The sequence below is a fragment of the Vibrio mangrovi genome (genome assembly GCF_024346955.1).
GTDB classification, from domain to species: domain Bacteria; phylum Pseudomonadota; class Gammaproteobacteria; order Enterobacterales; family Vibrionaceae; genus Vibrio; species Vibrio mangrovi.
Window position 1 is genome coordinate 1,810,512 of record NZ_AP024883.1, and the last position, 25,470, is coordinate 1,835,981.

Annotated in this window: 23 protein-coding genes; 17 read left to right on the top strand and 6 right to left on the bottom strand. The window is 44.0% G+C overall.

From position 1 onward, the window contains the following. The first annotated feature begins 1,131 nt into the window (after positions 1-1,131). The 9 genes from nifH (at position 1,132) to fdxB (ending at position 10,379) form a co-directional block, all read left to right on the top strand. On the top strand, positions 1,132-2,016 hold the full coding sequence (gene nifH, locus OCU74_RS08100) for a nitrogenase iron protein (protein ID WP_087479239.1): 885 nt from the start codon (positions 1,132-1,134) through the stop codon (positions 2,014-2,016). Positions 2,017-2,067: 51 nt separating this feature from the next. Beyond that, complete coding sequence (gene nifD / locus OCU74_RS08105; RefSeq protein ID WP_087479240.1) at positions 2,068-3,561, top strand: nitrogenase molybdenum-iron protein alpha chain; 1,494 nt, start codon at positions 2,068-2,070, stop codon at positions 3,559-3,561. A gap of 136 nt (positions 3,562-3,697) precedes the next feature. Beyond that, positions 3,698-5,269 carry a nitrogenase molybdenum-iron protein subunit beta gene (gene nifK / locus OCU74_RS08110; protein WP_087479241.1) on the top strand — a complete coding sequence of 524 codons (1,572 nt, stop codon included), beginning with the start codon at positions 3,698-3,700 and terminating at the stop codon, positions 5,267-5,269. A 165-nt stretch (positions 5,270-5,434) separates the two neighbouring features. Beyond that, positions 5,435-5,653, top strand: coding sequence for a putative nitrogen fixation protein NifT (nifT, locus tag OCU74_RS08115; protein WP_087479242.1), 219 nt, complete (start codon positions 5,435-5,437; stop codon positions 5,651-5,653). A gap of 15 nt (positions 5,654-5,668) precedes the next feature. After that, positions 5,669-6,457, top strand: a complete 789-nt coding sequence (locus OCU74_RS08120; RefSeq protein WP_234993515.1) for a dinitrogenase iron-molybdenum cofactor biosynthesis protein — start codon at positions 5,669-5,671, stop codon at positions 6,455-6,457. A 277-nt stretch (positions 6,458-6,734) separates the two neighbouring features. Continuing rightward, on the top strand, positions 6,735-8,183 hold the full coding sequence (gene nifE / locus OCU74_RS08125; protein ID WP_087479243.1) for a nitrogenase iron-molybdenum cofactor biosynthesis protein NifE: 1,449 nt from the start codon (positions 6,735-6,737) through the stop codon (positions 8,181-8,183). Next, positions 8,183-9,550 (top strand): nitrogenase iron-molybdenum cofactor biosynthesis protein NifN, encoded by a 1,368-nt coding sequence (gene nifN, locus OCU74_RS08130; protein ID WP_234993516.1) that lies wholly within the window; start codon positions 8,183-8,185, stop codon positions 9,548-9,550. The genes nifE and nifN overlap by 1 nt, the downstream gene beginning before the upstream one ends. Beyond that, positions 9,550-10,092 (top strand): NifB/NifX family molybdenum-iron cluster-binding protein, encoded by a 543-nt coding sequence (locus tag OCU74_RS08135; protein WP_087479245.1) that lies wholly within the window; start codon positions 9,550-9,552, stop codon positions 10,090-10,092. Before nifN ends, OCU74_RS08135 begins: the two co-directional genes overlap by 1 nt. Then, positions 10,089-10,379 (top strand): ferredoxin III, nif-specific, encoded by a 291-nt coding sequence (gene fdxB, locus OCU74_RS08140; protein WP_087479246.1) that lies wholly within the window; start codon positions 10,089-10,091, stop codon positions 10,377-10,379. The genes OCU74_RS08135 and fdxB overlap by 4 nt, the downstream gene beginning before the upstream one ends. Before the next feature lie 87 nt (positions 10,380-10,466). Here fdxB and OCU74_RS08145 read toward each other — a convergent pair whose 3' ends face one another. After that, a complete protein-coding gene (locus OCU74_RS08145) occupies positions 10,467-10,805 on the bottom strand; it encodes a hypothetical protein (protein ID WP_087479247.1) in 339 nt (112 codons plus the stop codon). Between the two features lie 97 nt (positions 10,806-10,902). Here OCU74_RS08145 and OCU74_RS08150 point away from each other — a divergent pair, with 97 nt between their 5' ends. From OCU74_RS08150 to OCU74_RS08170, 5 genes are all read left to right on the top strand, one after another. Next, on the top strand, positions 10,903-11,469 hold the full coding sequence (locus tag OCU74_RS08150) for an SLATT domain-containing protein (protein ID WP_087479248.1): 567 nt from the start codon (positions 10,903-10,905) through the stop codon (positions 11,467-11,469). Further along, a complete protein-coding gene (locus OCU74_RS08155) occupies positions 11,469-12,803 on the top strand; it encodes a reverse transcriptase/maturase family protein (protein WP_159457372.1) in 1,335 nt (444 codons plus the stop codon). The genes OCU74_RS08150 and OCU74_RS08155 overlap by 1 nt, the downstream gene beginning before the upstream one ends. Positions 12,804-13,505: 702 nt before the next feature. Then, a complete protein-coding gene (locus tag OCU74_RS08160; RefSeq protein ID WP_143693097.1) occupies positions 13,506-13,706 on the top strand; it encodes a hypothetical protein in 201 nt (66 codons plus the stop codon). A gap of 165 nt (positions 13,707-13,871) precedes the next feature. Then, positions 13,872-14,231, top strand: a complete 360-nt coding sequence (locus tag OCU74_RS08165) for a hypothetical protein (RefSeq protein ID WP_087479250.1) — start codon at positions 13,872-13,874, stop codon at positions 14,229-14,231. Positions 14,232-14,310: 79 nt separating this feature from the next. Next, positions 14,311-14,712: a hypothetical protein gene (locus OCU74_RS08170; protein WP_143693099.1), complete on the top strand. Its 402-nt coding sequence runs from the start codon at positions 14,311-14,313 to the stop codon at positions 14,710-14,712. Positions 14,713-14,729: 17 nt separating this feature from the next. Here OCU74_RS08170 and OCU74_RS08175 read toward each other — a convergent pair whose 3' ends face one another. Both OCU74_RS08175 and OCU74_RS08180 read right to left on the bottom strand, forming a co-directional pair. Next, entirely contained in the window at positions 14,730-15,020 is a 291-nt protein-coding gene (locus tag OCU74_RS08175; RefSeq protein WP_087479252.1) for a hypothetical protein, read from the bottom strand. Between the two features lie 344 nt (positions 15,021-15,364). Continuing rightward, positions 15,365-18,694, bottom strand: a complete 3,330-nt coding sequence (locus OCU74_RS08180) for a beta-L-arabinofuranosidase domain-containing protein (protein WP_087479253.1) — start codon at positions 18,692-18,694, stop codon at positions 15,365-15,367. A gap of 836 nt (positions 18,695-19,530) precedes the next feature. Between OCU74_RS08180 and OCU74_RS08185 the strand changes: the two genes are divergently transcribed. Next, positions 19,531-20,895 carry an SIR2 family protein gene (locus OCU74_RS08185; protein ID WP_087479254.1) on the top strand — a complete coding sequence of 455 codons (1,365 nt, stop codon included), beginning with the start codon at positions 19,531-19,533 and terminating at the stop codon, positions 20,893-20,895. A 280-nt stretch (positions 20,896-21,175) separates the two neighbouring features. Next, on the top strand, positions 21,176-21,571 hold the full coding sequence (locus OCU74_RS08190; protein ID WP_087479255.1) for a PDDEXK-like family protein: 396 nt from the start codon (positions 21,176-21,178) through the stop codon (positions 21,569-21,571). A 27-nt stretch (positions 21,572-21,598) separates the two neighbouring features. On the opposite strand, the gene OCU74_RS08195 is transcribed toward OCU74_RS08190, so the two are convergent. Beyond that, the gene (locus OCU74_RS08195; protein ID WP_087479256.1) at positions 21,599-22,528 is read right to left on the bottom strand and encodes a hypothetical protein; all 930 of its coding nucleotides are present in this window, start codon (positions 22,526-22,528) and stop codon (positions 21,599-21,601) included. Between the two features lie 18 nt (positions 22,529-22,546). Further along, complete coding sequence (locus OCU74_RS08200) at positions 22,547-23,422, bottom strand: hypothetical protein (RefSeq protein WP_087479257.1); 876 nt, start codon at positions 23,420-23,422, stop codon at positions 22,547-22,549. Between the two features lie 670 nt (positions 23,423-24,092). Between OCU74_RS08200 and OCU74_RS08205 the strand changes: the two genes are divergently transcribed. Next, positions 24,093-24,746 carry a hypothetical protein gene (locus OCU74_RS08205; RefSeq protein WP_261856165.1) on the top strand — a complete coding sequence of 218 codons (654 nt, stop codon included), beginning with the start codon at positions 24,093-24,095 and terminating at the stop codon, positions 24,744-24,746. Positions 24,747-24,826: 80 nt separating this feature from the next. On the opposite strand, the gene OCU74_RS08210 is transcribed toward OCU74_RS08205, so the two are convergent. Then, positions 24,827-25,345 (bottom strand): phosphoribosyltransferase, encoded by a 519-nt coding sequence (locus tag OCU74_RS08210; protein WP_200807644.1) that lies wholly within the window; start codon positions 25,343-25,345, stop codon positions 24,827-24,829. Between the last annotated feature and the right edge of the window lie 125 nt (positions 25,346-25,470).

Sequence of the window (25,470 nt, forward strand, 5' to 3'; positions counted from 1 at the left end):
ACAGATTGTTGGTCACGAAAATTATTTACTAATACGCAGCACTAACCTTATATCTATTGATATAATTAAATATTATTTGGCATGCTTAAACTATTAGTAAAATAAAGATCATGATGGTCAGCCCTGACGTTGTTATATATTATTAATCAACAAAACAATCATTAATATGTTTGTGAAATTATTGTTTTGTCTCTGATGCTATACCTCTGTTCGTTCTTCTTTCGAACAAGACCATTCTGCAAGATGGCTATGTGTTTATTGTTATAAAGGAAAAATATTAAACTTTTAAGTCAGAAAAAATATAATTGAATTTAATTTATGTTTTGTCTGTAAAAATAGTTACCACAAAAGATGTGCTGCTATCAAGATATATAAATTCGGAAAATAAGTGCTGAACAATTATTAAGCATATTTTTTACTGTTTAAAATCAACATGTTATGTTTTGTTTTTTATGTTGGAAAATATTTCCTGAAAATTTCAACATGGGATAGAGTTCTCAAAATATAAAGTAATATTAACAATGGATTACAGTTCCATCGTTGATTAATTTAAATTTCCTTTATTGATGTACTTCTTATTATTCCGTTTCATAAATAATAAAACAGTTAAAATGATACAAGTTATAATATTATCAAAAAATAAAGACTAACCATATTTATGGTGTACTCAACACCAAATCCTGGAAACATTTTTCTGACTATCAATGCAATTTTATTCGGATAAAATTCATTTGTTTTCTTGATTGTTTTATCAAGTGCAAAATATTCGCAATCAACTATGACTAATTTGTGATATTGACTTTAGTCATAAAATTCTTGTTGGTTATATAGAAACAGTTATATAGAAATGGTTATATAACTAACATCAAATAATCTAACTGCTTTTATATATAGAAAAATTTTATGGGCTCATCAGAAATAATGATAGTGAAGGTTATGACTGATGTTCATCAGAAATGACATGGTCATTTTCGAACCTGACAACCATTGTTATAAAACAGACAATCCCAGTCATTTTGTCTGGATTATTTTACTTGAAATTAAATTAATCTATTGAATTTAAAGTAATTAAGTCCTTGGCATAATATTCGCTCAATAAGCTGTGCGTCTAATATTACAAGGAGACAGACCATGGCAATTCGTCAATGTGCAATTTATGGAAAAGGTGGGATCGGTAAATCGACCACAACACAGAATCTGGTTGCGGCGCTCGCCGAAGCCGGGAAACAGGTCATGATCATCGGCTGTGACCCGAAAGCAGACTCAACACGTTTGATCCTGCATTCGAAAGCGCAGAACACCATCATGGAAATGGCTGCTGAAGCCGGAACTGTGGAAGACATCGAACTGGAAGATGTTCTGAAAGTCGGTTTTGGTGGTGTCCGCTGTGTCGAATCGGGTGGCCCTGAACCAGGTGTCGGCTGTGCCGGACGGGGTGTTATCACTGCGATCAATTTCTTAGAAGAAGAAGGTGCGTACGAAGACGATCTTGACTTTGTTTTCTATGACGTACTCGGTGACGTTGTTTGTGGTGGATTCGCGATGCCAATCCGGGAAAACAAAGCGGAAGAGATCTATATCGTCGTTTCCGGAGAAATGATGGCGATGTATGCCGCCAACAATATCTCGAAGGGGATTTGTAAATATGCAGCTTCCGGTAATGTTCGTCTGGCCGGTCTGATTTGTAACTCCCGCAACACTGATCGTGAAGATGAGCTGATTATGGCTCTGGCAGCCAAACTCGGAACTCAGATGATTCACTTTGTTCCTCGTGACAATGTGGTTCAGCGTGCCGAAATCCGGCGGATGACCGTAATCGAATACGATGCCAAATGTAGTCAGGCTGACGAATACCGGACACTGGCGCAAAAGATCATCGACAACCAGCTTTTTGTCGTACCACAGCCTGCCACGATGGATGAACTGGAAGCTCTGCTGATGGAATTCGGCATCATCGATGAAGAAGATGAATCGATCATCGGTAAGAAAGCGGATGAAGAGACGGTAGCGGCTTAATCAGAGCTGAGAATACACGCCATCTTGATATCAATGGATGAGGAATACAGGATGCAGATGAACAAAGAACAGACTCAGGCGCTGATTGATGAAGTGCTGGAAGTTTATCCTGAGGTTGCAAAAGCCGATCGGGAAAAACATGTGGTTGTCAGTGATAACACCACCGACAGCGGTAAATGTATTACTTCCAACCGTAAATCTTTACCGGGCGTAATGACAGTCCGTGGTTGTGCCTATGCCGGTTCAAAAGGTGTGGTCTGGGGACCGGTCAAAGACATGATCCATATTTCCCACGGGCCGATCGGCTGCGGACAATACTCTCGCGCGGGTCGGCGGAACTATTATGTGGGTGATACAGGAGTGGATACATTTGGCACGATGAACTTCACGACCGACTTTCAGGAACGGGATATTGTTTTCGGGGGTGACAAAAAGCTCAGTGCTGCAATTGATGAGCTTGAATCACTGTTCCCGCTGGCAAAAGGCTATTCCATTCAGTCGGAATGTCCGGTCGGTCTGATTGGGGATGACATTGAAGCAGTTGCCAAAACCAAAGGGGCTGAAATTGGTAAAACCATTGTACCGGTGCGTTGTGAAGGCTTCCGGGGCGTTTCTCAGTCCCTTGGTCACCACATCGCTAACGATACATTGCGTGACTATGTGCTGGAAGGTGCGGAAACCGAAGATGCCGACAGTACGCCGTATGATGTCGCCATTATCGGCGATTATAACATCGGTGGTGATGCGTGGTCTTCGCGGATCATTCTGGAAGACATGGGCCTGCGGGTTGTCGCACAGTGGTCCGGAGACGGAACATTACCAGAACTGGAAAACACACCGAAGGTGAAACTGAATCTGGTGCACTGTTACCGTTCGATGAACTACATTGTGCGTTTTATGGAAGAGAAACACGGCATTCCATGGATCGAGTACAACCTGTTCGGTCCGACCAAAATTGAAGAGTCAATGCGCAAAATTGCCGCACTATTCGACGATAAAATCCAGCAGCAGACCGAAGCGGTGATCGCCCGTTACCGCCAGCAGTGGCAGCCGGTGATTGATAAATACCGTTCACGGCTTGAAGGCAAAAGAGTGATGTTATACGTCGGTGGTTTACGGCCTCGCCACATTATCGGCGCCTATGAAGATCTCGGCATGGAAATCGTCGGCACCGGGTATGAATTTGCCCATAACGATGATTACGCCAAAACCACACCGGAACTGAAGGATTCAACCCTGCTGTTTGATGATGCCAGTGCCTATGAGCTGGAAACCTATGTCAAACGGCTGAATCCGGATCTGGTTGGCTCCGGGGTCAAAGAGAAGTATGTGTTCCAGAAAATGGGCTTCCCATTCCGTCAGATGCACAGCTGGGATTATTCCGGCCCGTATCACGGTGTGGATGGCTTCGCGATTTTTGCCCGCGACATGGATATGACGATTAACAATCCATGCTGGAACATGATGACACCGCCGTGGCTTAAAACTGACGAAGCCGTGTCTGAAAATATGACCGAAGAAAACAGAGCGGAAAAAATCGCCTGACCGAAGACGGAAGTGGCTTCATGTGATCGTCAGTGATCTCATGCGAGCGGCAGTAAATAGCATGAAGCGAAAGGGACTTCCACCATATTCAACCGAACCGGAGTTCACAGATGAGTGGCACGGTAGGAGAAAACCTATGACTCAGAATGTCGATGATATCAAATCGGGTTATGCGCTGTTTCAGCAGCCGGAATATCAGGATTTGATCGCCAGTAAGCGTCGTGATTTCGAAGCAGCCTATGATGCTGAGAAGGTCAAAGAGATCTTTGAATGGACCACGACCAAAGAATATCAGGAAATTAATTTTAACCGTAAGCATATCACCATTGATCCGGCCAAAGCCTGCCAACCGTTGGGTTCAGTGCTTTGTGCGCTGGGATTCGAAAATACTTTGCCTTATGTGCACGGTTCGCAGGGATGTGTTGCTTACTTCCGGACCTATTTTAACCGTCACTTCAAAGAACCGGTGGCTTGTGTTTCTGACTCGATGACCGAAGACGCTGCGGTTTTCGGCGGTCAGAACAATATGTTTCAGGGATTGCAGAATGCTTATGCGCTCTATAAACCGGAGATGATCGCCGTCTCGACCACCTGTATGGCCGAAGTTATCGGAGATGATCTCAATGCGTTTATCAACAATGCCAAAGAAGGCGGTTATCTGCCGAAAACAGTGCCAACACCGTTTGCGCATACACCAAGTTTTGTCGGCAGCCATCTCACTGGCTGGGACAGCATGTTTGAAGGTGTTTTGCGTCATTTTACCCTCAATAGCGGGGAAACTTATCAGCCCGGCAGTAACGGTAAACTCAATATTGTGCCCGGATTTGAAACCTATCTCGGCAATTATCGGGTGATCCAGCGGATGCTCGATGAGATGAATGTTGATTACGCATACCTGTGTGATCCGTCCGAAGTGCTTGATACGCCAGCGGACGGGGAATATCGCATGTATGCCGGAGGAACGCCGGTTGCACAGGTGAAAGATGCGCCGAATGCCAAAGCGACCCTGTTGCTTCAGGGCACTCAGCTTCCCAAAACGAAGAAATTCATCGAAAACAACTGGCAGCAGGATGTTCCGCAGATCGATATCCCGATGGGACTGGAATGGACCGATAACTTCCTGATGAAAGTTGCGGAACTGAGCGGTCAGCCAATCCCGGACTCAATCACCAAAGAGCGGGGCCGTCTGGTTGATATGATGACCGACTCGCACACCTGGCTGCATGGTCTGAAAGTCTCACTTTACGGCGATCCGGATTATCTGCTGGGCATGTGTAAATTTCTCACTGAGTTAGGCTGTGAAATCAAACATGTGCTGTGTCATAACGGTGCCAAACGCTGGAAGAAAACGATCGAAACGATGCTGGCCCAGACACCTTACGGAGAAGAGGCCCAGGTGTTGGTCGGTAAAGATCTGTGGCATCTGCGTTCTCTGATGTTCACCGAGAAGCCGGATCTGTTGATCGGAAATTCCTACGGGAAGTTCATTCAGCGCGATACCAAAGCCAAAGGGGATGAATTTGAAGTCCCGCTGGTGCGGATCGGTTTTCCGATTTTTGACCGTCATCATCTGCACCGTGAGGCGACGCTGGGTTATGAAGGAGCAATGTCTATTCTGACCACGCTGACCAACGAAGTGCTGGCAAAACTGGATCGGGAAACTATGGTGATGGGCACAACCGATCTCGGCTTTGATTTGGTGCGCTAGAGAGCAGAGTCAATCGAGCTGAACAAGTGAGAGATGAGGCCGGGTGGAATTTCAAAACTGACTCGCCATGGATGGCGAGTCAGAGCTACAGGGATGTATTCATGCGATTTTAAAATTCTGCCCGGCCTCATTGAGTGATAACTCAGTGAAAAGGATAAATTCACGATGGCAAATGTGATGATTCAATACAATGAAGCGGGTGCATTATCGCTTTATCTGACCAAGAAAGATCTGGAAGAGACCATCATCCGGCTGGAATTTGATTCGGATGAGCAGTGGGGCGGGGAAGTCCATCTTGCCAGCGGTGCAGTTTATTATATTGAGCCCATTGGTAAACCCAAACTGCCAGTTTCCGTTCGAGCGAAACGGTTACAGGCAGCCTGACCGGGAGATAATCTTATGTCTCAAATGATCTACCCAATGAACCATTCAGACCGATCTTCATCAGACCGTTCTTTATCAGAAACGGCGCAGCAAAACGGTGACGCATCCGGACGTGATACAATGACTGCTCAGGCAGCCCTGCGGATCGCACTGGCAGCCAGACAACTTCCCGGTATTGATGTCCGGGCTTTACTCGGCCTGCTGATACAACATCTCAGTGCCCCTTTATCTGAAGAAAAACTGCTGAAACTGTCACCGAAAGCTTTCCGGCTGATGGTTAGCTCGATTCAGGGCGGTCCGGGGCGCAAGGAGACAGGCAATGCTTATGCGGTACTGACGCAGACACAACCTGAAGCGGAACCGCCAAGAATCAAAGCAGTTGAACCACTTGCAGCACCGAAACTGTATGCAGCCGTTACTTCTAATCAGGGAGAAATGATCGATGGTCATTACGGTTCCTGTCTCAACATCCTGGTATATGAAGTAAACCGGGATAGTTATCAGTTGATCGATATTCGTCCCGTGGAGCGTCATCTGCAGGGCGAAGTGCGTTCTCAGAAGCTACTCGAACTGATCCACGACTGCCAGATACTCTTCACACTATCGATCGGTGGCCCGGCCGCAGCCAAAGTGACCCGGGCTGATGTGCATCCGATCAAGCGGGCAACTCCGACTGAAGCTGGTGAAGTCATGACTGAGCTGTCTCAGGTGATTTGTAATTCACCACCGCCGTGGCTGCGTAAACAGCTTGGTTTACCGCCTGACTTTTCAGCATGGTTGTCTGACGATGCTGAAGCGATATAACGTTTTTTATTTTCGACAATCTTCAATTATTTCTTTTCTTTGCGCTTCATTCATATGAAGCGCTTTTTTATCTTTTGTGATCCACTACCTGCGGAATCCGGGCGTAAGTATGTAGAACGATTGTCGCTTTTACGACAATGTCCGACATATCTCGGTATGGATTAAATACAAAATCATTTATTTTCAATGAATTACTCCATGGTTCATATTTTGCAGCACTGCCAGACAGCGTGTTGGCTTGCGACAGAAGTCATCAGGGAAAACGGCAGGAGGCGGAATGAAACGATCAGAAATCAAACTCTTACAGGATGAACCGGCCTGTGAACATAACCGGGGAGAGAAAAGCGGATGCAGCCGCCCGCAACCCGGAGCCACTGCCGGAGGATGCTGCTTTGACGGCGCACAGATCAGCCTGTTGCCGATTGCCGATGTCGGCCATCTGGTACACGGCCCGATCGGCTGTGCCGGGAACAGCTGGAACAATCGTGGTACCCGGGCAACCGGCACCAATCTGTTCCGCTATGGATTCACCACCGATCTGAACGAACAGGATGTGGTGATGGGCCGCGCCGAAAAACGTCTGCTGCATGCGATTAAACAGCTCATCGAACAACACGCACCTCCGGCGGTTTTCGTCTATATGACCTGTGTTCCCGCGCTGGAAGGCAACGACATCGAATCGATCTGTCGGCTGGCTCAGCAACGCTGGCAGATCCCGGTGATTCCGGTGGATGCTGCCGGATTCTACGGTAATAAAAATCTCGGCAACCGGATTGCCGGGCATGTGATGGTCGAGCGGGTTGTCGGAACGGCAGAGCCGCCGCCAAAACCACGCATGAAACACGATCCGAGCCGCTGGGTGCATGACATCGTCCTGATCGGCGAATACAACATCGCCGGAGAGTTCTGGCATGTATCTCCGCTGTTCGAAGCGCTGGGACTGCGGGTTTTATGCTGTATGGCCGGAGACACACAGTTTCATCAGATTCAGACCATGCACCGCGCCGATGCGGCGATGGTGGTTTGCTCCCGGGCGCAGGTCAATGTGGCCCGGCAACTCAAAGAACGCTGGTCAGTGCCGTGGTTCGAAGGCAGTTTTTACGGTATTGAAGATACCTCACGGGCGCTACGCAATTTTGCCGCACTGATTGACGATGAAAAGCTAAGTCAGGAAACCGAAGCGCTGATTGAACGGGAAGAAGCCCGGATTCGCCGGCAACTGGCACCTTATGTCGCCCGTTTAAGCGGAAAAAGAGCACTGCTGTATACCGGAGGTGTGAAATCATGGTCGGTGATCAGTGCACTCAAAGAGCTGGGAATCACCTGCGTCGCCACCGGTACACGCAAATCAACCCAGTCCGATAAGAAGCGTATCGTCGATATAATGGGAGAAGACGCACTGATGCTGGACGAGGGCAGTGCCACCGTTTTGCTGGATACATATCATCGCTTTCATGCCGACATCATGATCGCCGGAGGCCGCAACATGTACACCGCGCTTAAAGCCCGGCTACCGTTTCTCGACATCAATCAGGAGCGTGAGCACGCCTACGCCGGTTATGAAGGTATGCTCACACTGGCACAAGAGTTGTGCCGGACACTGGAATCTCCGATCTGGCCCGCAGTCCGCAGCACTGCGCCGTGGTTAAAACTAAACAACGAGCCAGAGCAGAACATCTCTGAACAAGACAAGGCTGTGGAAATTGTTAACGGAGGAAAATACTGATGAAAGTGATCCGGCAAAATACCCCGTTAGTCACGCAGCCGCTGAAAACCAGCCCGGCGACTGGAGCAACACTGGCGTGTCTCGGCATACTGCGTAGTATCCCGCTGATGCATGGCTCGCAAGGATGCAGTGCGTTTGCCAAGGTTTATCTGATTCAACATTTGCGCGAGCCGATTCCGCTGCAAAATACCGCTATCGACCAAATCTCAGCCGTGATGGGCGGCGAGGATAATCTGGCTGAAGCACTCAGAGTGCTGTGTGAGAAACAGGCACCGGAGCTGATCACGGTGATCACCACCGGTCTGACAGAAATGCAGGGCTGCGATGTTTATCATGTGATCAGCAATTTCCGCCGTAGTTATCCGCAGTTTGCTGCCACCCGGATTGTCTCGGTTTCTACCCCGGATTTTACCGGCTCGATGCAAACCGGCTACGCCGAAACAGTGCGCAGTCTGGTCAAACAACTGGTCCAGCACAAATCCGATCGTCCCGGCCAACGGACTCAGGTGAATGTTTTGTGCTCCATCGGCCTGACCGGAGCCGATATTGAAACCCTCAAACGCTATTTTGCAGCTTTTGCCCTTGAGCCGGTTTTCGTCCCGGATCTGTCATTATCGCTCGACGGTCATCTTGGCGATGCTCAATACAGCGCGACCAGTACCGGCGGCACGTCAGTGCTGGAACTGGAAATGATGGCCGACAGCGCTGCCACGCTGGTGTTTGGTGACGCATTAGTCGATGTCGCTCAGTGGCTGGAGCGTCGTTTCGGTGTGCCGTATCATGAGATGGGCATGGCTATGACACTGGGCAGCACCGATGCGTTGATCCTGCAACTGAGCCGCCTGAGCGGGCTCGAAGTCCCGTACTGGCTTACCCGCGCCCGTCAGCGGCTGCAAGATGCGATGCTCGATACTCATTTTCTGCTCAGCAGCGAATCCTGCTCTATTGCGCTGGAACCTGATCTGGCTGTCGGTTACGCTGAAATGCTGGCCTCAGTCGGCGGTCATGTCGCGCAACTGATTACCACCGTTGATGCGCCCGGACTGGCGCAACTGACCGGCGTAGATGAAGTGATCATCGGCGATCTGTCGTGTATCAACGGTGACAATCCGCATCTCAAAGCGGTGATCAGCAACACCCACGCAGCCCACATCTGCGAACCGGATCTCCCGGTACTGCGCGCCGGTTATCCCTGTCATGATCAGTTCGGCAATATGGACATCCGCCAAATCGGTTACGAAGGTGTTCGCGAACGACTGTTCGCACTCGCTAATCTTTGCCTGCATCATCATCAGGATGAAGTCGCACCTCACTTGAGTGCTTACCGGTTTGAAGCACATGAAGTCAGACAGAATCAGGAGGGATAATGCCAATCAGCAAACGCAAACTCCATATCGAACCCGAACCGGATGAGAAGCGGGTTCAGTTGCGGGTGGCTTTCGCAACTCAGGATCGTCAGGACGTCAACCAGCACTTCGGCAGCGCTGCCAGTATGATGATTTACGGCATCAGCCCGGACGGCTGGCACTTACTCGAAGTCATTGAATACGTCACCGCCGGAAAGCCCCGTGATAAGGCAGAAGAGCATGATGCAACGCAGGTTCATGACCGGCTGCCGGACCGCATCCGCGATTTGCAATCCTGCGCGGCGGTGTACTGTAATGCCTGCGGTGCGTCGGCCATTCATCAGTTACTGGAATACCAGATTCAGCCGGTCAAAGTCGTAGCGGGCAGCAACATTCATACGCTGCTATCACAGATTCTCTACGAATTAAATCACACCCCGGCAGGCTGGCTGGCCCGTTCACTGAAACGCCGCAAATCCCCGGATAACTCCGCCGACAGTCTGCAACGGCTGTCGCAATTAATCGACGAAGATTGGTCATCTACACAAGGAATAACACAGTGAGTACAAAAATCAGTTACACCCGCGGCGGCGAGCCGTGGGAACCTCAATTCATCCAGTCCATCGACCAGCAACGCTGCATCGGCTGCGGCCGCTGTTTCAAAGTCTGCTCGCGGGATGTGTTTGATCTGGTCGAGAGAGAAATCAGTGATGAGGATGAGGACGATTATTTTGATGAAGACGAAGTGATGATGGTGATGAGCATTAAGGATGAGCTCGACTGTATCGGGTGTACGTCGTGTCATAAGGTTTGTCCGAAGGGGTGTCAGAGTTTTGCGCCTGCGGCGTAGGCTTTTTGTTGCCTTTGGCAGGCGGGCTTTGGGATCTTGTCTATACTATGAAAGTTGGTGGGTATAAAGCCGGGGTTTCCGGCTTTTTTAATGATTGAGTGGAGTGTGGTGCTTACTTTGGGCTTGTAATTGAGTGGGGTTGTTATTGGGGGAAGCTGTTTGGTGCGCAGTTTGGTTGTTGATCTCTTTGGCATGTGATGCACGCGCCCCAGGTACTTTTGCCTGGCCGCAAAAGTACCCCAAAAGGCCTTTGGTTCGAGCGCGCGGGCCGGTCGGCTCAATTCGCTCCTGCTCATAAGAGCCTGAAATTTCATCCATGAAATTTCCCCTAGAGTTTGGGATTGTAAGAAACAAGTTGATATGATAATTTTTTCTTGCCCTGTCGGTGTGTTTATTCAAGCCATTGAAAATGGTGATTCTAATCATGAAGCGGATATCCGCTTACTTCCTTTAGGAAGTAGCCCTTTATTAGGGCGTTAACGGTTCTTAATGTTGTCCCGCAGGGCATCTATTTGGAGACAAAATGAACAAGGATAGTATTTGGTGGACAAGGAAATCATGGATCAACGCTGAAGCAAGACTCTTGAGTTTTGAATCATGGTCGAAAAAGTTCCTTTTCTGGTATTCTCTCTGTAGTGTTTTTTTCTCTATTTTATTACTTGGCAAAGAACAGCCTGAAGTTATATCAAAAGTTTTTGTCTGCTTCTCTGTATTTTCTTTTTGTAGCTCATTGTTTGTTTCACTTGGTCGATTCACCGAAAGGGCTAATAGATTTAAGAAAGGATATATACAACTACACACTTTGTATAATAAAGTAGGAAATAACTCATATTTATCTGATGAAGAATCAGATAAATATCGTACAATTTTAGAGTCTTGTGAAAATCACACAAGCCTTGATTTCATGAATGCAAAAGTTGATGCATATATACATACTAAAGATAAAGACTCTCTAACAATAAAAGCGACTTCGATTGAAATAGTTCTGTATTATATATTGAAGATAATTAAGATATTTATATCAATTTTATTAATCTGTGCTCCATTAATAATATATTATCATTTAACCATACAGATAGGAGCTTTTTAGTGAGACTCACAATTTCAGATGCTTTTACTTCAGAGAGATTGAGAGATATATACATATCCACATTTTCTACTACTAAAGTTTCAGGTGTTGATAATATATTGCCTAAACATTTCTTAAAGCATCAGAGTAGAGAGATAGATATAATTGTTGTGAAAGTATTTTTTCAAGATTATAAATTCACAAGGTACAAGGAAAAGCTAATATCAAAAGGTGCAAAAAAACTCCCAAGACAAATAGCAATACCTACTTTAAGAGATCGCATTGTATTAAAAGCACTAAATATTTATCTTCAAACAAACCTTTCAGAAAAACTAGCTTTACAAGTACCTCAACAAATTACAAGAGATGTAAAGTCAGCATTATATTCAATGCAATATGAAACAGTAATCAAAATCGATATTCAAGACTTTTATCCGACTATCAACCACAATTTATTAGAACAGTTTTTAAAGACAGAAGGTGTTGAAGAAGAAGCAATATCACTTATCAGAAGTGCTATTTCTACTGGTTTTTCCAAAGATGAAGTCAGTAATATAGGAGTACCTCAAGGACTTTCAGTATCAAACATTTTAGCTGAAATATATATGATATATATAGATAATATATTGAAAGGCAAAGAAATATTTTATCGTAGATATGTTGATGACGTACTGATTTTTTGTAACAAAAATGAGGCTCAGGATATTTTTGAAGAATATGATAGATATACTCAAGAATTAGGATTAAAAATTCACTCCTTAGATGCGGGTGCTGACAAAACAATAATTAGAGACATAAAACAAGAGTTCTCTTACTTAGGTTATGTTTTTAACCCTCAAAATAAACATGAAAGTACAAGCATATCAGTAAGAGAATCTAGCAAAAAACGTTTTATCGATTCTATTGCCGCCCTATTTACATCCTATTCTAATTCAGGAAAAAAACGCTCGAAAGGACTATTATATTGGAAGCTGAATCTAAGAATAACTGGTTGCATTGCAAAAAATAAATGTAAAGGATGGTTGTTTTTCTTCTCTGAAATGGATGATATGCTCATGTTGTTCGAAATTGATAACATGATAAAAAAATTATGCTTAAGGAATAATGTTGACTATAAGGGAATAAAGAAATTAACTAGAACAATTCACGAGATTAGATACAACAGATGGGAGAGTAGTTATTTCCCAAATTTTGATTCATATAATTATAAAAATATGAAAGAAGTAATATCCTTTGATAAAGGAATAGCAATGCATAAGCTTAGGCTATCAGATTCAGATATTGTTTCAAGATTTTGGAGTATAGTTAATCGAGAGATTCGCTCAATGGAAACCGATATATCTTCATTCTCGTAGAAAAATAATTCTTGGAAGAATTAAAAATCAATAGAAAGAGGACACATACCTTAAAGCTTCGGTTTATCTTAAGACTAGGGCAAATTTCATCCTTGAAATTTGAGATTTTAATGAGCAGGAGCGAATAAAATCGTCCCGGACAGCGCGCTCGAAACCCAAGGCCTTTTTGGGCACTTTTGGGGCCAAGCCAAAAGTGTCTGGGGCGCTTACATCAATGCCACAGAAACAGATCAAACCCATCGCGCACCATACAACAGTATCCAAATTGACCACATCAAAACCTCAACCGTGAAGCCACTCGCATAAACCAGCAACCACCATGTCACCCAAAGTATGAATTCCTCCGACAAACCACAAAATCCCAAAACCATTCAATAGAAACAAAAAGCCAATACAACTACGCTACACAAGCACCGACAAAACCCGGTGCCGGGATTTAGGACTCCCGACAATCTACATGTGGCACAAAATGTCAGCAAATGCTGATAATTTCGTGCACAGCTCTGACTCATCTGAATGTGGCAAATTTGCCTGTTCTTAGGCATACTTGTGCCTGAATTTATGGTGAGCTGGGCAAGGGCAGCTTCGTGCTGGCCGTTTTCACATGTAGCGGTAGTCCTAACCCTTCTTAGCTCGCCACCTCGTTGATTAGGACCTTTGAGCGTGGTGATTCTTCAGAATATACATGTGGAGTCTTTATCAATGACTAATACCGAACCCCAAACCCAATCAGATCAAACCCGCCGCGATCCAAACCTTCACCACACCGCCCGCGAATACCTCATGATCCTCCAAGGCTCATGCACCGAACCCAGCACCAACTACTGCGAACTCTGGCATGTGCTCACGTTTCTGCATAATTTGATCACCGAATCGGAAAACGAGGTTTTACTGGAAGACTAAGAAAAGAGCAGGGCAGCTGAGGCTGCCTTTTCAAATGAATTATATCAATCACTCATCTGAGAATTGGGACTTTCATTCCACTTGGCCTTTGGCTCACTTTACAGAGCAAATGAAACTAATTTACTATCGCAACTAACTTGTTCCAATTACACCCAGAGGTATTCAATGCCTGTTTCTCATGTCAAAGGAGACTTTTGTAAAATAGAAGGCTTCAAACCCAGCTCCCAAACGACAGATGCAATCAATAGAATGAATGAGATTATCGACATGTCAGGAGTTCTTGAAAAATTACTCATGGGAGTTCCTGTCTATCAGATATTTGCCGGTAGAGATACATACATCTCTGCTACGATTGCTAGTATCGGATACAATGTAACAACTTATGACTGGCAATTATTTGCTGATTCGGTAAAAAGTGTCGGAAAAATAAGAAGAGTCCAACTAGAAAAAATAGCAAATGAAATGGCTTTGTTTTCCATTGGTAAAGAATATAAATTTTGGAGATGTGTTGGTAATGCGTTGTAAACTTTTATTATTTATCTTTTTCGGAGTTTTCTCTTTTCAATCAGTCGGTCAGACTTGGGAAGACCATTTAAAAGATAATATGACAGAATCCTATACTGCTTTGGAAAGTAAGATGGAATCCTGCGATAAAATCGAAGAAAAACTTCCCAAAATCAATGAACAATGGTTCATCAAACTATCTAAGAAAGAGAAATATGCTGCCGCTAGTTACCTTGATTACCTTGCTGATATGAACTGTTATGGGAACGAACAGCAGAAATATGAGTCGGCGATGCTAGCTTATACAGCAGAGTCAAAAGATAAACATGATCTTGAAGAGTGGTTTTCTTCTGCGCGGGTGTACCGAAGTCCTGAATTCGAAAACACATTCTCAAAACTAGATATATCCAGACTCTTGCACTGGTATAAACAGCATGGTGAGTTAAAACCATTCGATATTGTTCAGTTTTTGCAGCAGTATCCGGAGTTTCAACAGCACTAAATCAACTATAGAATCCATTAAAAAATGGATATCAAAGCTACGAAAGCAACCAACAACCCAATAACACTCAATACCCGCATCGCACGCTCCGAATAGCGGGTATACAACTCAGGAAATATAAACGTTACATAAGCTGCTGACGGAATCCCAAGATAAAAACTCCCGATCCTTGAGTTGGTCGGGATCTCTGAATTTGTCACCAGCAAGACAGCATAGACAAGATAAAAAGCGGTAAATCCCCATTCTGCACTTTCAAAATTTCGCCATTGGAAGAGCACGATAATCAGCGGTAAAAATACAAATTCCATCAAATTTTAGTCCATGCAATCATTTGAAAAATAAATAAAATGAGATGCTAAAGTGTATTTGTTTATGTCCACTTAGCCAATGCATGATCCCAAATCAAGGGGAAATTTCAAGGATGAAATTTCAGGCTCTTATGAGCAGGAGCGAATAGAGCCGACCGGACAGCGCCCTCGAAACCCCAAGGCCTTTTTGGGCACTTTTGGGGCCAAGCCAAAAGTGTCTGGGGCGCATTCACCAATGCCAAAGAAATCGATCAAACCCACTGCGCACCATACAACGTTAAATGTATAAAAAAGGCCAGTCATCAGACTGGCCTCTTGCATACAAGTAGTGAAGAAGCAAGCGGCTACTCTTCTTCAACTCTTATCAACCGCAGGTAAAATAACCCACCGGCAATACTACCGTCAACAGAAGCAAATTCGACCCGGACAGGTTCTCCCGCCGTGATGAGTTCAGGGGGAACATCATACGTCACATCAAAAAACTCGTTCGGGTGAGCTCCGGTTAAATTCTCCTGAGCGATCACCGTACCATTCACCAGAATATTAAAGATGCGATTAGTGTCTCCTCCCCAATAGCGAGCCATGACTCGAACCTGTGTTTCATCTTCCGGGCTCATTTGATAGCTAAAGTAGCCATTCGTTGCATCTCGCCAGTATTCACCCTGATGAACCCCGGTTTTGGAGTTTTTGCTTTGCAGATAATGATCGGATTCCGGCTGTTGCTGACCCGGTTGCAGTTGATCCAGCGTAATGGCTTCTAGTGCGGCTTCACGTTCTGCTTGTGCACGCATCTCTGCTTCGCGCTCTGCCCAGTCATCAGGAGAGACTTCGTTAAAGTAGATACTGTAACGTGAATCATGCAGGCGGAAGAAAGGCACTAACAGGATGGGCTCATCCTGGTTCAGCTCGGCGTTGCCCGAAGTAAAGGTCAGTGGCATACCCGGTACCGGTTCAATGTTATGAATAAAATCCGTCCCTTCACCGATAAAGATCGGTGCTTCATCCAGCGGACATTGCTGGCCGCTGGGGATATGATCTGAACGACCACTGCCGGCAAAAAGATCCAGTTGCTCATTCGGGAACGGATCTGCTTGGTTTGCGAGGACGATTGGACCATGCAGAATGGAGTAATAATCGCTGCCATCCGGGAGTTGTTCAACCGTGGTTCGCATCGGCATTTGCCAGCGGATTACATCACCATCATGCCAGTCACGCTGCAAGTGAATATAACCATCAGGATGGGCATCGACTGTTTGTGTTGCTCCGTTAATCGTTAATGTTAACGCACCATCAGCCACCCAGCCGGGATAACGGATATTCATGGCGAAGTTACCGTGACCATGGATGGTTAAAGCACTATTTTCCGAATCCGGAAATTCAGTCGATTGAGTAAAGCTGATGTCATCACGCCATTGCACTGTTGAGTCAACAAACAGGTTTACATAAAACTCGTTCTGAGATTCAGCGTAGATCATGGCACCATATTTACTGTGGCTTTCAATCCCGGAACCCACACAACACCACATGGCTTCTTCACCGGGATTGTTGGTGGAATACACACGGTAATGATTTGGCCGCATGGGTGTAAAGTAAACCAAGCCACCGTCTCCGGGATGCTGAGTAGAGAGAATATGGTTAAACAGAGCACGTTCGTAATAATCGATATACTCAACGCTTCCTTCATCCTGATACAAAGAACGGGTGAGTTTTAGCATGTTGTAGGTATTACATGATTCCGGCCCCTGTACATTGGTGATCATCGAGGTGAAATTATTCTTGTCGTTAAAATACTCCTGCACGCTATTGCCGCCGATAGACACAGAGCGTTCATGCACCACGGTATCCCAGAAGAATTTAGCCGCATCTAGCCAATCGTTATCATCAGCAAGCTTACCGATGCGGGCGTAACCGATGACTTTCGGGATCTGGGTATTGGCATGTATACCGGTGAGCTGATCCTGATGGTTGATAAGCGGATTCAGAATGGCCCGGTGAGAGAACCGTTTAGCTAGGTTGAGATATTTATCTTCATGTGTCAGTTCAGCGACATCAGCAAGGACTTCATTCATGCCTCCCTGTTCAGTCGTCAGGATTTGCTGCATCTGCTGATCAGACAGATTGGCCGTGATATTGATTGCCCAGTCACTGAGACCTTGCAAGATTTGCAGAGCCGTTTCATTGCCGGTATATAAATAAGCATCACGTAATCCGGCATAGACTTTATGCAGGTTGTACCACGGAACCCACATATCATTGAGGTGGAACGTCTGGGCATTAATATTGCCGGCCGCAAGCGCCTGCCAATGAGCTTTTGCATCCGGGATCCCGCCAATATAGCCATCACCGTTGGCGATCTGTACTTTCTGTAACTCACTGATCATGTAGTTGAGTCGATCCAGTACTTCCTGTTTTTGCGGATTCTCATCAGGTAATGAAGCGTACATCAGAGATAACGCTGTCAGATAATGGCCGCCGATATGACCATCAAGGCCTTCCGATTCCCAGCTCGGATAAGGATCTGCCTGCATTTCTAACCCAGCTTCACGACGATAGGGTGCCAGAAAGCGATCCGGATTCAGCCCTAACATATAATGCAGGTTGGTGAGTTCGGCAGTATAAAAAGGCCCTGATGTAATCCGAACGTGATTCAAAGGAATCGGGGTATAAGTGATAACGGGTTGTTCAGCTAACACCGTGACCTGAATCGTTTTGCTGAATGTGTGGCCACGAAATTCATAACTGACCGTCAGGGTAACCGTGACATCATCTTCTCCTAATGCGGGGCGGGTAACGTGACCATCAGCACTGAGCACAGCCGGATTAGAAGAAAACCAGTGCAGCGGTGTGCCGAATAAACCGGCGGAGGGAAGTTGTATATCATGAGTGACCGCTGAAGCATCTGTATCAGCGTCCAGACCAATGTGATCTTTGATACGCTGAGCGATTTCAGCTTCCGGTAAGTTATCAATATCCAGCGCGGTGACTTCATCCCCATTTAATGGCCGATCATAAATCCGAACTTCATCGATTAAGCCGTTAAATGCCGGATCCCACCAGTTAACCCCAATACTAAAGAGCTCCGCGCCATTGCTGAACAAGTCCGATAATGGACTCCCGGAGTGAACTAACTGGCCATTTTCATAAATATTGACCAAACCGTTATCGACACTAAACGCAATATGGTGCCAGCTATTTAACGCAATCAGGTGACCAAATCCACCGTTGTACCACTGCTTACTGCCACTCCAGAGCATCGTCTGGCTGGTATCCCATGACATGGGCGTTAAGCTCAGCCAATGATTATGATCCCGGGCACCAAAAAAGGTTGTGGTGTGCTGTGTTTCTTTGTGGGGATTGACCCATAGTGAAACCGTGTAAGTATTCGTGGTGATGAGATCGGCCGGTAATCGGATACCGTAATTGCCATCCATCGCCAGTGCTTGTCCATATTTTCCTGCAACATAAACCGGGCTGACATCATCCGGCACCGGATCGCCGAGCAAGGCTCCTGTTACAGTGCCTGAAGGATGAGCAGATAAATCATCTGCCAGCGTGTTATCAAACGAATAGGAAGCAACCCGACCATATGCGGTACCATCTGAGGGGATTTCCCCGCTCCATCCAACAGCAGAAATAGACATAAGAATGGTACACGCCAATGTGAGTTTTTTCATAATGAATAACTCCTTTTTATCATAGGGTAGTCGTTATTAATGGCGTGGAAGAACAGCGTTACCGAGGCTGATTAATAACTTGAGTGAAAAGCCAACGTGTGTAGGAACAGGTTTAAGAGCGGTTTCTTTGAGTTATTTCAGAAGCACAACACCTGATTATTAAGACGATGATGTGGCGTTGAAAAAGTGGCAGCAAAGTAACGCATCTTACTAGCTAAAAGTAACTAAACGCCGGTAAATGACAATGAGAAGAAAATGAATGGATATTCATATGTGACTGGTATCACTGGTTAACGTTACTTATGTTTATATTTTGTAATACGCATCACTAAACATTATAAGTATCTGTTTTTTAGTTAATTTTATATATGGAAGTGATTATTTTGCTGAATTGATGGATTTTTGTGTCTTTTCGTATTGTTTGTTGGGGTTTTTCTTTGGCTGAGAAAATGTCTCTTTGTGGCCTTTGACAGGCGGGTTTTGGGATTTTGTCTATACTATGAAAGTTGGTGGATAGGAAGTCGAATCAAGTTTGGTTTTTTGTGGGTTCTGTTTGAGTGGGGTTGTTATTGGGGGACGTGGTTTGGTGCGCAATTTGTTTGATCGATCTCTTTGGCTGTTGATGTTCGCGCCCCAGATACTTTTGCCTGGCCGCAAAAGTATCCCAAAAGGCCTTTGATCTGAGCGCGCTGGCCGGGCTGGTTTTATTCGCATCCTGCTCATGAAAACCTCAAAAATTCGTCCTGAATTTTTGCCCTTGGTTTAGTAGATCTAAACTAGTTATCAGTCTTTTTTCATTGAATAAAAAGTTATCATTAACATAGAGATGATCGTATATGGAACACGATTATAAAAGCTATATAAAAGAAATATCTGATGATATTTCAACGTGTTTGGACAGTATGGGTGTTCAACCAATCCTTTTTGTTGGTTCAGGCATCTCACAGAGATACATAGGCACTCCCACTTGGGATTTGCTTTTGAAGAATTTATCAGAAAGTTGCCCGATTCTTGATAAAAGCTATGCGTATTATAAACAGAAGCATACATCTCTTATTAAAATTGGTACTGAATTTTCTGAAGCTTATCGAGAATGGGCTTGGGGAGAAGGGCAGAGCGAGTTTCCAGACGAACTCTTTTCAGAATGTCAACCACCAGAGATTTATCTGAAATTTCACGTTGCTAAATATTTTGAGGAGATAGTAAACTCTTCTTCAGTAGAAGATGCGAAAAAAAATCACTTGGATGAGATTACTGCATTTCAAAACATTCGACCTCATGCTTTAATCACAACTAACTATGACGGTTTTCTCGAGGAAATTTTCCCTGATTATACGAGAGTTATAGGGCAATCAATTCTAAAAGCTAACTATACTGATGTAGGAGAAATATTAAAAATACATGGGTGTTCATCAGATCCTTCAAGTATAGTTTTAATTTCATCTGATTATGATGAATTTCAAGCAAAGAAAAAGTACTTGAGCGCAAAATTATTAACATTTTTTGCTGAACACCCTCTAGTATTTTTAGGGTATAGTGCAGAAGACCCAAATATAAAGACTATACTTTCTGATATTGATGAGATCCTTTCGCCAGATAATGAATTAATTCCCAATATATATATTATTGAATGGGATCCTAATGCAGAAAATGAATCATCATATCAAAGAGAAAAACTTATATCAGTAGATCATGAGAGAAGTGTTCGAATTAAAAGCATAACTGCAAATGATTTTACTTGGATATATAAGGCCTTTGGCTCTTCGGATGCGATAGAAGCAATTAGTCCTAAAATTCTACGAGCTCTATTAGCACGAACCTATTCACTTGTAAGACATGATATTCCCAAAAGAACAATTGAAGTTAATTACCAGACATTAGAACATGCGGTATCAGAAGAGGGTGAACTTGCGAAACTTTATGGAATTACAACTCTCGATAATCCAGCGGCAGTTAATGCAATGTTTCCGTTCACACTTACTCATGTAGGTAAGGCTCTTGGTTATAAAGGTTGGCACCAAGCTAATCAGCTAATAGTCAAAATCGAGCAAGAAAAAGGAATAAATATAAAAGAGAGTGATAATAAATATCATGTGGCAATCATGGTAGGACAGGTTATGCAAACTCATAAATATTCACAGAGTGTAATAGATCTTCTGACTATTGTAAGAGATGGCGGTGAATATGATGTGGAGCAGTGATCCCCTAAATGAATTCAAATCAAGGGCAAATTTCAAGGATGAAATTTCAGGCTCTTATGAGCAGGAGAGAATAGAGCCGCCCGGGCCAACACACTCGAAACCCAAGGCCTTTTGGGATACTTTTGCGGCCCAAGCAAAAGTATCTGTCAATGTCGCAGAGATCAACAAACCCACTGCGCGCACACCACCCAACTCATGTTCCTTAATCACATCCGACAGGAAAATCAATTGCTGGAAACTATACTGTAAAAATCAGCTCAGACTGCATAGGAAAGTGAAAATGCCAAGAAGACTCACTCAGACCAAATCAGAAACACACCAGACAATGAAAAACACTTCATTTGAGAGCATGGTCGTCAGTTGGTTAATGCAGGATGGCTGGCAGGTCTTTATTCCCATACTGGATCATGGTCATAAGACAGATTTACTCATATCAGATGGTCCGAACTATTACCGAATTCAGGTGAAAACCGTAGAAGCATCCGGAGATGCTCACGTTGTCCAGAACCGTTGGGAGGGAAGTAATATTGATGTGGTTATTTTCTTTGCCCGGAATTCGAACTGGGGTGTTATTGCGCCTGGCTTCCACGAGAAAGAGCGACCTTTAAACCATGAAACCCATCGTAAATTCATTCAAAGCAAGAAAGAGTTTTTACGTGAGTTTCATCAACTATGACAATAAATAAGCACTGTTGCTTTCAATTTATTTTGCCCATATGGCATTCACTTTTTGTATTTTTTCATCAGTCGTGTAATTAATAGGATCTGAATAAAACTTGAAAAACTCACTCATATTTTCCGGTCTGATTTCACTATCAGCATCAAATTTTTTCAGAACCTGAACCTTCACTGAATGACCGACAATATCAAAAATATAATATCCGGACTCCAACACAACATGATTTTTAAGCTCTTCATAGGTGCAGTCACCGGAGAAAATCATCCGGTAATTGAAACCTGTATAGATCTGTGAGCTACAAGATGCATCGTCATACATGATCTGGTTATTTTTATAGTAGTATTTGTGTAATGCCTGAACTGCTTTGAGTTCATCTGTAACGCCTGAATCTCCGGTTATCGCTTTCGTTTTGGCAAAATCGGGCTGATCCATTTTTGCCAGTGCGATAAGACGACAGACTTTACTCCAGATACCGCTATTTGATTTATCAGGAATCACATTAAGATAGTCCGTTAAATCATCTTCTTCAGGTATTAAATCATTGAGGGCGACAATCCATTCAGAATCACTGCTGATGGATTCAGTATCGTAGTATTTCACCCCCGTCTTGACTCTCAGTAGTTGATACTTGTGGATAAATACTTGTTTCAGCCTTGGTAAAATACCTTCCGGGCAATAAGCGCTATCGGTGAAAGCCTCAATTTTGGTTTTTGCATCGTCGGGAGAATCCGGATGAATGATCATTTCGATAGAGCAACCCAGTTTTTGTTTTAAGCAGGCCAGTAGTTTGGTCTTAGTTGTCGCATCTTCATATAAAGCTTTTATCGAAGCTGTCGCTTGTTTCTCCACTGGTAACAATTTGACAAGTGGTTTTTTGCTGTCTGCTGTGGAAAAACTTTTCTCATATAAACTTTTACTGACAATCAGCGTCTGGTTTTTTTCATCGTATATCATGGTTAATCGCCTTCTGTATTACCACTCATCATCACCAAATAAATTGCCGGTAGAGAAATCATCCTCATGGGCTTTACCGGTAGCACACATGGCATCCCAGAATTCATCAAGTTCCGCTAAATCAGAAAGAGGGATCCAGCTTAAGCGTTCTTCTCCGGAATCATCTCTGAATATGCCCATCCATTGTGGGACAACTCTCCCCATGCTACCGATTGTTAAAGATGGAGCGAGTAGAACAAATGGTTCAGATGGGGAACCGAATTTATGTTTCATTGCTTCCAGCCAATCATCCAGTTCTTTCTTGTGTAAAGGTGCACCACCAATACCATGCAGCAGGCCAGCATATAATTTTGTGCAATCTTTAAATGGCGATTCATACTGAGTAAGGGCGCTAGCACTCATTGACTTGCCTGTCATATGATTGTTGCTCCAGCTTTGACTTAAACCAAATTCTTTGCCCTCAAAGGCTGCAAATGGGTCAAGTCCGAGTAAAAGCTTTGTACCATTCGACCACTTATTGCGAATATGGGCTTCAGGAACCCGAACAGTTAAAACGATGTCACAGCCGCTGACGGATTCAGGTGCTCGTTCAAATTGATCATTCTGATTCGCAAGAATTTTTCCGTCCAATGTTGTTGTCCACTTGTTCAGATTCGTGTCATAAGTAGATTTATGGCCATCGTTATGGGCAAAGTCACCACGATAGACATAATTGAAATAAGACTTCTGACTAACCTGAAGGGTTAAGTTCTGAAGATTAAATACGGTGGTTAAGTCCAGTGAATCAAGGAGTGATTTCAACTCACGGATCGAATTTGCTTCATCGTCACTGTGTTCATCTCTGACCCAATATCGGATCACATCACTTTCTCTTCGATAGAATCCTTCCAGCATTATCATTCCTCATCTGGTTGAATCGATATTGTGAGTGATTATTAAAAATAAGTGGATGAATCGGCTCGGAGAAATATCTTAAAAATGAAGAGGAAACGCTGAATGTATCGGCAAAATTGATGATGAAGATATTCTCATCAATAAATACATTGAATAAATCCTCCCCTGAAAGAGCATCCAGTAGCTTCATACGACAAAATAATAAGAAAACCCTAGCCATTCATAATTTATGTTATTCAGCCCATCGACTAAACTCTCAATATGCAACATTTTTCTTTCGTGCATAAAGTCAGGGGGCGTTATGGCTATACAGTCCTACATAATCAAAGTGACCAAATTTATTGGTCTGTATATTTTGATATTATTGCTAATTTCTGTCGGTATCCTGATATATAAAACACCTCAGGTTATGACGTCGATCTCTTATGAGCAGTTCATTCATCGCAAACAGTTAGTTTTGGAAAAGATTGAGGCAGTGAAGAACGAAAACATATATAATATTCAACTACTTATTGAATCCAAAAAGGAATATAAAGACAGAAAAACACATGAGAGCACAGTGAACCGAGAGCCTGAATTATCTCGAGAACTGCTTCAGGAGCGGGAGGTACCATTTTCCTCTTCGCATCCTATGGAGCCGATCACATCCCCGAGATTTTCGGGCAACCATTTGAACAATGAAAAATTAAACGCTGATCCTTTAACCGAGGCCCAATCTTTAGCATCTGATGCTCACTCTTATCTGATCAAACTTGAAGCTTCCGAAAACGTACCTCTCGGTGACGATGGAGTGATGTCTGTCTGGCTAGGAAAGAAAGAATATGAACCCCGCACCTTATCTGGAAATATCAGCGATACAATGATCAGAGAAACCACGGCAGTAGCAGCCAGAGTCGTTCCCATAGAGCGTAATGGAATGACTTACAAGCGGATATCGGATCATTCTGACGGTTGTATGCTGTTGGGGCCGGAAGGAACGGTCGATATGTTTACATTTACGGCATCGAAAGCGGGAAATCATGATGTCAGCGCATTGGTGCACTTTTATCATAATCAGCAGTGTAACGGCAGTTCATCAGCGATTCAGACAGAAAAAGTGTCCGTCACGGTAAAAGTTGCGGGATTCTGGGAAACAGCAAAAAACTCAGTTGATCATTACAATTTCGTTGGCAAGGCCGTCACTCAGTTTTTGGACTGGCTGATGCAAGGTGAAAATATGCTTCTGCAAACGCTCTCCGGTCTGATTCTCTCTGTATTCAGTTTCTATTTCAAGAACCTTAAAGAAGCGCTGGTGAGAAAGTTTGTGCATCATGAAGTGCACTGATTTCTGATTGAAATTGCTCCGGACAAGCTATGTTCGGGGCAATTACTTCCATACAACAAAATTACCAGTACTTCACACCATTACTGCTTTAATTTCGAAATAAAAGGGATATTACGATACTTATTCTGCCACGGTAATCCGTAACCGATCAGCAGATCATCATTTTCCATTTCATAGGCATAAAACTGCTTTACAGGGATATTGACTCTGCCCGGTTTGACAAACAAGGTAGCGACAGAGAGCGACTTTAAAGAGTATGTCTGAGTCAAATGTTCAACCAGACGTTTCATCGTGCCACCAGACTCAATTGCATCATCAATTAAAATGACATCTTTGCCGTGAATACCGATGTTATTGTGAAATACAATTGTGGATTGGTTGTTCCGCTCTCCGGGTGTATGCGGACAGGAAATATAATCCATACAAATATCGAAATTAAGTTTCCTGACCACATCTGCGGTAAATAAAATACCGCCGGGAACCACCGTAATCACAACGGCATCGGTGAAGTGATCGTTCAGTTGCTGCGCAACGATTTCAACGCCTTTCTGAATAAATATTTCATCCAGAACCAGTTCACCGATATGTTTGTTATTCATTTATTTCCGCCTCAGTCAAAATCTCTTCATCAATTGCAGTGGGTGCAGTTCATGAATTAAATTGCATCAAAGCGTTATTCTAATTTCATATCAGTGAACTGACATTATAAGATTTGTTAAAAATG

What these genes read in the sequence shown, in the direction of transcription:
- OCU74_RS08150 (WP_087479248.1), top strand. Translation starts at nt 10,903, where the DNA reads ATGAACAAGGATAGTATTTGGTGGACAAGGAAATCATGGATCAACGCT.
- OCU74_RS08210 (WP_200807644.1), bottom strand. Translation starts at nt 25,345, where the DNA reads ATGAATAACAAACATATCGGTGAACTGGTTCTGGATGAAATATTTATT.
- OCU74_RS08145 (WP_087479247.1), bottom strand. Translation starts at nt 10,805, where the DNA reads ATGATTAGAATCACCATTTTCAATGGCTTGAATAAACACACCGACAGG.
- OCU74_RS08160 (WP_143693097.1), top strand. Translation starts at nt 13,506, where the DNA reads ATGACTAATACCGAACCCCAAACCCAATCAGATCAAACCCGCCGCGAT.
- nifT (WP_087479242.1), top strand. Translation starts at nt 5,435, where the DNA reads ATGGCAAATGTGATGATTCAATACAATGAAGCGGGTGCATTATCGCTT.
- OCU74_RS08120 (WP_234993515.1), top strand. Translation starts at nt 5,669, where the DNA reads ATGTCTCAAATGATCTACCCAATGAACCATTCAGACCGATCTTCATCA.
- OCU74_RS08200 (WP_087479257.1), bottom strand. Translation starts at nt 23,422, where the DNA reads ATGCTGGAAGGATTCTATCGAAGAGAAAGTGATGTGATCCGATATTGG.
- OCU74_RS08185 (WP_087479254.1), top strand. Translation starts at nt 19,531, where the DNA reads ATGGAACACGATTATAAAAGCTATATAAAAGAAATATCTGATGATATT.
- OCU74_RS08180 (WP_087479253.1), bottom strand. Translation starts at nt 18,694, where the DNA reads ATGAAAAAACTCACATTGGCGTGTACCATTCTTATGTCTATTTCTGCT.
- OCU74_RS08165 (WP_087479250.1), top strand. Translation starts at nt 13,872, where the DNA reads ATGCCTGTTTCTCATGTCAAAGGAGACTTTTGTAAAATAGAAGGCTTC.
- nifD (WP_087479240.1), top strand. Translation starts at nt 2,068, where the DNA reads ATGCAGATGAACAAAGAACAGACTCAGGCGCTGATTGATGAAGTGCTG.
- OCU74_RS08135 (WP_087479245.1), top strand. Translation starts at nt 9,550, where the DNA reads ATGCCAATCAGCAAACGCAAACTCCATATCGAACCCGAACCGGATGAG.
- nifH (WP_087479239.1), top strand. Translation starts at nt 1,132, where the DNA reads ATGGCAATTCGTCAATGTGCAATTTATGGAAAAGGTGGGATCGGTAAA.
- OCU74_RS08195 (WP_087479256.1), bottom strand. Translation starts at nt 22,528, where the DNA reads ATGATATACGATGAAAAAAACCAGACGCTGATTGTCAGTAAAAGTTTA.
- nifE (WP_087479243.1), top strand. Translation starts at nt 6,735, where the DNA reads ATGAAACGATCAGAAATCAAACTCTTACAGGATGAACCGGCCTGTGAA.
- OCU74_RS08175 (WP_087479252.1), bottom strand. Translation starts at nt 15,020, where the DNA reads ATGGAATTTGTATTTTTACCGCTGATTATCGTGCTCTTCCAATGGCGA.
- nifN (WP_234993516.1), top strand. Translation starts at nt 8,183, where the DNA reads ATGAAAGTGATCCGGCAAAATACCCCGTTAGTCACGCAGCCGCTGAAA.
- nifK (WP_087479241.1), top strand. Translation starts at nt 3,698, where the DNA reads ATGACTCAGAATGTCGATGATATCAAATCGGGTTATGCGCTGTTTCAG.
- OCU74_RS08170 (WP_143693099.1), top strand. Translation starts at nt 14,311, where the DNA reads ATGACAGAATCCTATACTGCTTTGGAAAGTAAGATGGAATCCTGCGAT.
- OCU74_RS08190 (WP_087479255.1), top strand. Translation starts at nt 21,176, where the DNA reads ATGCCAAGAAGACTCACTCAGACCAAATCAGAAACACACCAGACAATG.